This window comes from Roseinatronobacter ekhonensis (assembly GCF_900499075.1).
GTDB lineage: Bacteria > Pseudomonadota > Alphaproteobacteria > Rhodobacterales > Rhodobacteraceae > Roseinatronobacter > Roseinatronobacter ekhonensis.
Genome location: NZ_UIHC01000030.1, coordinates 32,265 through 40,397 on the forward strand (window position 1 = coordinate 32,265; position 8,133 = coordinate 40,397).

At 60.4% G+C, this 8,133-nt stretch carries 5 protein-coding genes; 2 read left to right on the top strand and 3 right to left on the bottom strand.

Annotation, left to right across the window (positions count from 1 at the left end; all coding sequences use genetic code 11):
- Positions 1–90: 90 nt before the first annotated feature.
- The 3 genes from ROE7235_RS13190 to ROE7235_RS13200 are packed head-to-tail and all read right to left on the bottom strand — an operon-like array spanning position 91 to position 3,039.
- Entirely contained in the window at positions 91–840 is a 750-nt protein-coding gene (locus tag ROE7235_RS13190; RefSeq protein ID WP_121095980.1) for a maleate cis-trans isomerase family protein, read from the bottom strand.
- Positions 837–2,003 carry a M24 family metallopeptidase gene (locus ROE7235_RS13195; RefSeq protein ID WP_121095981.1) on the bottom strand — a complete coding sequence of 389 codons (1,167 nt, stop codon included), beginning with the start codon at positions 2,001–2,003 and terminating at the stop codon, positions 837–839. Before ROE7235_RS13195 ends, ROE7235_RS13190 begins: the two co-directional genes overlap by 4 nt.
- A complete protein-coding gene (locus ROE7235_RS13200; protein WP_121095982.1) occupies positions 1,996–3,039 on the bottom strand; it encodes a pyridoxal-phosphate dependent enzyme in 1,044 nt (347 codons plus the stop codon). Before ROE7235_RS13200 ends, ROE7235_RS13195 begins: the two co-directional genes overlap by 8 nt.
- A 144-nt stretch (positions 3,040–3,183) precedes the next feature.
- Here ROE7235_RS13200 and ROE7235_RS13205 point away from each other — a divergent pair, with 144 nt between their 5' ends.
- Positions 3,184–3,675 (top strand): Lrp/AsnC family transcriptional regulator, encoded by a 492-nt coding sequence (locus ROE7235_RS13205; RefSeq protein WP_370743739.1) that lies wholly within the window; start codon positions 3,184–3,186, stop codon positions 3,673–3,675.
- Between the two features lie 249 nt (positions 3,676–3,924).
- Positions 3,925–7,878: a PAS domain-containing hybrid sensor histidine kinase/response regulator gene (locus tag ROE7235_RS13210; protein WP_183073508.1), complete on the top strand. Its 3,954-nt coding sequence runs from the start codon at positions 3,925–3,927 to the stop codon at positions 7,876–7,878.
- Positions 7,879–8,133 lie beyond the last annotated feature (255 nt).

Consider the following 8,133-nt stretch of genomic DNA (forward strand, 5'->3'; position numbering starts at 1 on the left):
CCTTCGGCTTTGCCGCAGCACGGTCTTAGAACGGCCGCGAGAATCCTGTCAATTGTTACTTGCCAATGACCTATGAGCCCGCCGAGGGCGTCACCCTTCTCCCGCCAGTGCGCGCCCGTCCGATCCGGGCCATCTTGCGGGCGGCGTCACGCCCGTCAGCGCTGCCATATACCAGGACAGACATTGATTGGAACTAAGCACCGGCAGTCCCAACTGCACTGCAAGCGTGTCAAGAATATCGAATGTGCGCAGATTGGTGCAGGACAGGAATATTCCGTCAATCTCTTGGTCGCGGGCCAGCGCCTGCGCGGCGGCGACAATGGATGCCGGCGCAATACGGGCGACGCGCGACTCGACCTCCTCGCCAAAGGACAAGGTTGCCGGCACGGTTATCCCGGCAGCCTCGAATGCGGCGCGGATCGGCGCTGCAACGGGGGCGATATAAGGTGAAACAATCCCGATACGCCGCAGCCCAAGCGCCTGACACTGGGCCAATGCAGCGGTCATCGGATCGGTGACGGCGCGCGCGCCTGTTGCGCCCATAACCAGCTCTTGCACCCGTTGTGGTCCGATCAGTGTCGCCCCCGACGTGCACGCATAGCCGACAACATCAAGCGGCGCTGGCAGCAACCCCGCAGCAGTCGGCAGCGCATCCTCCATGGACGCGATGCTACCTGGCGTCAATTCCAGCCCCGACGGAATACGGCTGACATACAACTGCGCCATTTCCGGGGTGAAGAGCTTGCGAAAATCCTGCTCGATCGTCTCATCAACCTGAAGCACGATAAGGCCAAGGCGTGGCAGGCTATCGTCTTGCAGGTCATAGGGAAATGCGGTCATGTCACGATCTCGGGCAGGTCGCTGGGCGCGCGCGGCGATAACAGCTCTGCCCCATGCTCGCGCAGAACTATGTTTTCTTCATGCACCATGATGCGATCCGCACCGGTTATGCAACCCGGCTCCAGCGTCAGCACCATGCCCGCGCGCAGCCGCGTTTCATCCAATGGTGTAAAAGAGGGCCATTCCGTCAGCGTCAGGCCCAGCCCGTGGCCAAGCCGCCCGCCTGCCGGTGCAACGCCTTGCTTATGAAGCGCGTCGGAAAGCATGCGATGCGCATCGCAGGCCCGCATTCCAGGGCGAAGTGCGCAGAGCGTGTCCTCCGTGGCCTGCCACAGCGCGGCATGGGCATAGCGGGCGGTATCCGTCGCTTTGCCGATGGCGAAATTGCGGTCAAAGTCGCAAAAATAGCCGCCCTTGACCGCGCCTGTGTCCAGCATCAGTACATCACCGCGCTGCACGGGCGTCGCCCCGGCGGGAGAGATCACGTCGCCGTAGCCATACGCCCCCGCGCCACCGGCGACATAGCTGACCCAATCCGCGCCCTCTGCCAGAAGCGTGATCTGGAAGTCGCGAAAGATGGCGTCCAAGGGTGTCCCGGCAGACACGAATTCCGGCACGCGGGCGAATGCCCGACCGGCAATGCTGCAACTGTCACGGATCTTCGCGATTTCCGCGTCCGATTTCACCTCGCGCACACGCTGGACACATTCGGTCGCATCGACAATCTGGCGCGGCGCAAGCTTGGCGCGCAATGTCTCGTAATCCTCAAGCGGCATGCGCAGATGCGTCTCCAGCCGCATGGGCAAGCCGATCCGTCCTTGCGCACTCACACACTCGCAAAGCGCATCAAACAGCAGGCTGATCCCATCGTCGCGCGGGTCGGGCGCGTCCCAGGTGCGAATGTCGTCCAGCCATGTGCGGCCCATAAGAGCTGCCCCAATGGACGGAATGACCGCCAAGGGCGCGCCGGTTTGCGGCACCACCAAAAACCACGGACGCGCGGGGCTTGCCCAGAACCGTGTCAGAAAGCCCGTGGTGTAGAAAACATCGGCAGGCGTCGTCAGCAAAAGCGCCTCTAACCCATGCGCGGCCATGGCGGTTTGAAGCCGCGCAATCCGGTCGCGGTATTCTTGCGCCGGAAAGACAAGCGACCGGTCAGCCATCTTCCGGCCCTTCGCTGAGGATGGCCATAACCCGCGCATCGGCGGGCAAAGCAAGCCCGTCCAGCACAGCAGAGACACCCGCCGCGCCAGATGCAGTGGTGGGCAACCCATTTTCGGCCAGAAGCGCGGCCCCGCGCTGCGCCGCCTGTTCGGAAATCGTCATGAACAGGTCTGCATCACGAGCCAGCCCGTTCAGCGCGATCCAAGAGGCGGTCTTGCAATCGAGCCGTCCCATGCACGACTCGGGGCCGGAACTGTCCACCACCCTACCGGCGCGGATGCTGTCGATCAGGGCGGGCGCAGCCTCTGGCTCTACCACCACGATCTGCGGCCCCGCACCCCAGACATGCCGCGCATGTGCCGCAACAGCTGCTGCCAGTCCCCCGACACCGGCTTGCAACAGGATATGGGTGGGCGCGCGGTCAATCTGCGCCACCGCTTCGGCCGCCAGTTGCAGATAGCCTTCCATGACGCGCAGGGGCAATTCGGTATAGCCGGGCCACGAACTGTCGGACAGCAGGGTCCAGCCATTTCGCTCTGCGGCTTCGGCGGCAGCCAGCATACTGGCCTCGTAATCCGCGCCCGCGCGCACCACCTGCGCGCCTTTTGCCTGCAAACGGGCACCAAAGGCATCGGGCACGGTTTCGGACAGATAAATCACGGCGCGCGCCCCAAACAGCCGCGCGCCCGCAGCAACAGACAGCCCGTGATTGCCGGCGCTTGCCGTAACATAGGTCTTATCGCGCAGCGCTTCTTGCAGGTCGTCCGCGTGCGTCGCCGCGGCTGCCCGCGCAATGGCATGGGCTGCGCCCAGCGCCTTGAAGCTGCCCAGCCCCATACGCGCGCGTTCGTCTTTCAACCACAGCCTTGCGATGCCGAATTTCTCAGCCAGGGCAGGCATGTCTTGCAAGGGCGTGGGCGCGTGGGCAGGACATCGCTGCAACAGGCGCGCGACATCGTGCGCATCCGCCAGCGGCATAAGCCCCGCATCATCCAGCCCGACACCGCGCCACGGGTTTTGCAATTGGTCGCCCATTTCGTCCCCTTGTCCAGATCGGGCATAGCGTAACGCAGGTCGCGTCGCCGCGAACGGAAATCTGAGGCCCAATCGCAGTCGTTTTCGGACGATCCGGCAGAAAATGAGCCGAATATCGGCGCAAACTGCAAAAATGGGTTCGCCTTGGGCCGGTTTTGGGCAATCCCTACCCGTATGGACAATTTCGACGCCCGAATCCTGAATGCCCTGCAAAGCAACGCCCGCGTCACCGCAGAGGCGCTGTCGGAACAGGTCGGCCTGTCGCCCGATGCCTGTCGCAAACGGTTGGCGCGGCTGCGGGCCTCTGACTACATCGAAGCCGAGATCGCGATCTTGAATCCGGCGCGCGCCGGGCGCGGCCTTATTCTCATTGTCGAAGTCACACTACAGAATGAGCGCAAGGCCCACCTTGATCGTTTCAAAGCCGCGATGCAGGCCGCCCCAGAGGTGATGCAATGCTATTATGTTACCGGCAACGCCGATTTCATCCTGATCCTGTCAGCCAAGGATATGAGCGATTTCGAAAGCTTCACGCGCCGGTATTTCTTTGCCGAGGATAATGTTCTTCGGTTTCGCACCAGCGCCGTCATGGACCGCGTGAAGACCGGCTTCGCGATTCCGGTCGCGCCAGAGTGACATGCAGCGGCGGGTGCCAGACCGGCACATCGTGTCGCATCAAGGGTAATGGCAGGACCAGCGTCGCCGCCCGGCCGGGCATTGCCGGTTTACATGCACGGTAGGTATCAGCTACGCTCTGACCATGCGATCATAAAATATCCTCGTTTGAGTGCGACCCCTAACGGGCGCACTCAAGAGAGAACGACCTTTTCCGATTGAACAATGTCGTGAAAACGTCAGTCACACTAACGCATGAGCCAGAAACTCATGACGACATTTCCGGACCTGCCCATCACGGCACTTGAGGCCTATGACCACCTGTCGCTGCCCGTCTGGGTGTTTTCAAGCGGCAGCCTTCGCATACTTGCCTGCAACCATGCCGCGCGCGACTGGATCGGATATGATGCGCAGGCGTTGAAGACCATGACCATCGCCGATCTGCGCCCCGAAGCTGACCGCGCGCGCATTGTCGAGCAGGTCCGCCAGTTCGATGGCACGAAGGCCGATGCCGGAACATGGACGATCGTCTCGAAATCCGGCACCCTGCACACTGCCGCGTTTACCTGGAGCAAGGTCATATTCCAAGGCGAAGAGGCTGTCGTGGCCAGCATTCGCGACGTGACGCAATTTGTTCATGCCGAAGCCCTCGCCGACACCCTGAGCCGCGAAAATGAGACGCTGCGCCATCAGGTCGGCTTGTCGGCGGCGCATCTGTCCAACCTGTTCGACGGCCTTCCGGGGAAAATGCTTGTGCTGACGCCGGGCGACTACCGGATCGTTGCCGTCACCGACGAGTATGCACAATCTGTCATGATGGATCGCGAGGCATTGTTGGGTGCGCATCTGTTCACGCTGTTCCCCGACAATCCGGCAGAAGGACAGGACGACAGCGCTGGCCAGCTTCGCGCATCGCTACAGCGCTCAGAATCGTTGCGCGTGACGGATGTGATGAACCTACAGCGCTATCCCGTGCGACAGCCCGATGGCACGTGGCAGGACCGTTTTTGGCTGCCAAGAAACAAGCCTGTGCTGGATGCCGACGATCATGTCATTTACATCATCCACGGCGTAGAGGACGTGACAGAGGTTTTGGCAGAGACTTTGCCAGAGACGGCGGACCCTGTTGCGGGAACATCATTCGATCAGCGGCAATTGGCTGAAGCGCGCACAGCGCTCTTTGCTCTGCGCGACCGCGAGGCGCGTCTGAAAACTGCAGAGACGCTTTTGAACCTCGGAGCTTGGGAATGCGACTTTGAACGCGGCCTGCTGACATGGTCGGACCGGGTGTTCGAGATTTACGGCGTCCCAAAAGACCAGAGCGTGCCGGATTTCGAGGGCTACGTCGCCCTTGTCCACCCGGATGACCGCGATCAGACGGTGGCCAACTATTCGGATTTCTTCGACTCCGGCGCACCAGAGATCGAGTTTCAGCACCGGATCATCCGGGCCGATGGAACCGTTTCGCATGTCCGCGGTGTCGGCGCGCGCCACCGGGTGGACGGGCGCGAGATCGGCATCGGCTTTGTGCAGGACATATCCGATCTCAAGGTCACGCAAGAAGAGCTGATGCGCCAGGAACGCCAACGCAATCTTGCTGGTCGTTTGGCCCGTTTGGGAAGCTGGCGGGTCGACCTGAAAAACCCACATGTCACTTGGTGTGGCGAAACCGCTGCTATTCACGGCGAACCTGCCGGTTTCTCACCCACGCTGGAAATGGGAATCGAGTACTACATTCCAGAGCATCGCGACCGCATTCGCGCGCAGTTCGCAGCCTGTAGCACCGAAGGACGAACCTTCGATGATACGCTTATGATCGAAACCGCCCAAGGGCGGCATGCGTGGGTACGTGCATTGGGAGAGCCGGTCCGCGATGCGCACGGTGAAATCGTGGCTGTTGAGGGCGCGTTTCAGGACATCACCGACCTTGTCGCGACAAAAGACGAGGCGTCGCTGCTATCCGCCCGCCTGCGCAACACGCTTGAAGGCATGAGCGACGCCTTTTTCCTGTTGGACGACGACTGGCGGTTTGCATTCGTGAACTCCAAGGCCGAAACACTGATGCAGCGCACCAGGGATGACCTGCTGGGCGAACCCATATGGCAAGAGTTTCCAGAGGCCGTGGGCAGCGCGTTCGAGGAGAATTACACGCGCGCCGTGGACCAAGGCTGCGTGATCCGTTTTCAGGAATATTTTGCACCTCTGGACACATGGTTCGAAGTGTGCGCCGACCCCACCACTGCGGGGCTGGCTGTATATTTCCGAGATATTACCCAAGAGCGCGCGCGCGATACCCAGTTGCTTTTTCTGGAAAAGGCCATTTCGCGTTTGAACGACATTCTGCTGATTACCACGGCAGAACCGATCGATAGCCCCGAAGGCCCGGCGATCGTTTATGTCAACGACGCGTTCGAGCGAAGCACCGGGTATTCCCGCGACGAGGTTATCGGCCAGACGCCGCGCCTGTTGCAAGGCCCGAAAACCGACCCCGCCGAACTGGCGCGCATTCGGCAGGCTTTGGAAAACTGGCAGCCGGTTCGGTCCGAACTTGTCAACTATACCAAGTCCGGCGAAGAGTTCTGGCTTGAACTGGACATCATGCCATTGGCCGATAAATCGGGCTGGTTTACCCACTGGATTGCTGTCCAGCGCGACATCACAGAGCGCAAGCGGTCCGATCTGCTGCTGAAGGCCAGCGAAGAGCGGTTTCGCGTTGTCGCAAAAGCCACGGGCAGTGTTATCGGTGATTGGGATTTGACCACCGACACCCAATGGTGGAGCGATGGGCTGGCCGAGATACTTGGCTTTGAGCCCGACGAGTCCGGTTCGATCCACGCATTCTGGCGCGAACACGTGCATCGTGACGACCTTGAACACTACGATACCGCTTGGCGCCGTCTTCTGTCGGGAGAGATTTCGGAATTGCGCGAAAGATACCGCGTCCAGAAGCCCTGCGGCACATGGGTGCTTGTCGAGGACCGTGCCTTTGCCACTCAGGACGAACGCGGCAAAGCCACCCGTGTTCTGGGATCTGTCACCGATGTAAGCGAGCGCGCGAAACTTGAAGACAGGCTGCGTCAGGCTGAGAAAATGCAATCGGTTGGCCAGCTTGCCGGCGGTGTCGCGCATGATTTCAACAATTTGCTGACCATCATTCTGGGCAATGCTGAAATTCTGGAGGAAGAACTGAACGCGCATCCGCAGTTGCAACGCTTGGCGACCCTGTCACTGAACGCCGCGGAACGTGGGGCCGAACTGACCAATCGTTTGCTGGCCTTTTCCCGCAAGCAACCGCTGGAGCCAAAGGTTCTGGATATTGCACAGCTTGTGCAGGGTATGGACGGGCTGCTACGCCGGACCTTGCCGGAGACTATCGACATCGAAATCGCCCACGCCGACGGATTGTGGGAAATCGAGGCGGATGCGGGACAACTCGAATCAGCAATTCTCAACCTTGCTGTGAATGCCCGCGACGCAATGCCGGACGGGGGCTATCTGACCATTGAAATCGAGAACGCCACGCTTGACGACGACTATGTAAGCGCCGAACCGGGGGTCAGTGCGGGACAGTATGTCGTGATCATTGTCACCGACACGGGACATGGCATCCCGAAAGAATATCTTGACCGGGTGTTCGAGCCATTTTTCACGACCAAGCAGGTTGGCAAGGGCACAGGGCTTGGGTTGAGCATGGTGTTCGGTTTTGTAAAACAATCTGGCGGGCATCTGCGCATCTATTCAGAGCCGGGTGAAGGAAGCTCTATCAAGATGTATTTCCCCCGCACGCGAGGCGAACGGGAAAATGTCGTAGACGACGCCCCGGCCACTCTGATACAGCGCGGCCAAGAGACCATTCTGGTGGTTGAGGACGATGCGTCGCTGCGCAAGAACGTGGTTGGCCAGCTTCGTTTCTTGGGATACGAGGTCATCGCGGCCTCTGACGGCGACGAAGCCTTGAATATACTCAACCGCTCACCCGACATCGACCTGCTGTTCACAGATGTTGTCATGCCGGGGAAAATGGGCGGGCGGCAAATCGCAGACGCCGCGCAAAAGCTTTTACCGAGTATCAAGGTTCTGTTTACGTCTGGGTATACCGAGAATTCCATCGTTCACGACGGGCGGCTGGAAACAGGGGTAAAGCTCTTGAGCAAGCCCTACCGGCGCGAGCGTTTGGCGGCAAAAATCCGCGAGGTTCTTGATATGCCGGACACGAAGGGCTGAGCGATTATTGATGATCGAGGCATGGGCGCGATGTTGCGTTGATGCGGCCCGACATTACCAGTTGAGCACGGCGCATCAGACCGCGTCAAAACCTGTGTGGATCACTCTGCCGGTTTCAATAGCATGCTGAGATATGCGCAGAAGTTGGTGACGCCTGATCAGGCGGCGGCTTGAACGTGGCGGAGGCCGTCGCGGAACTCAACCCCTTGGATGATCTCGGGCAGGCGGTTCCGGCCATCGAGTTTGCGCCATTTC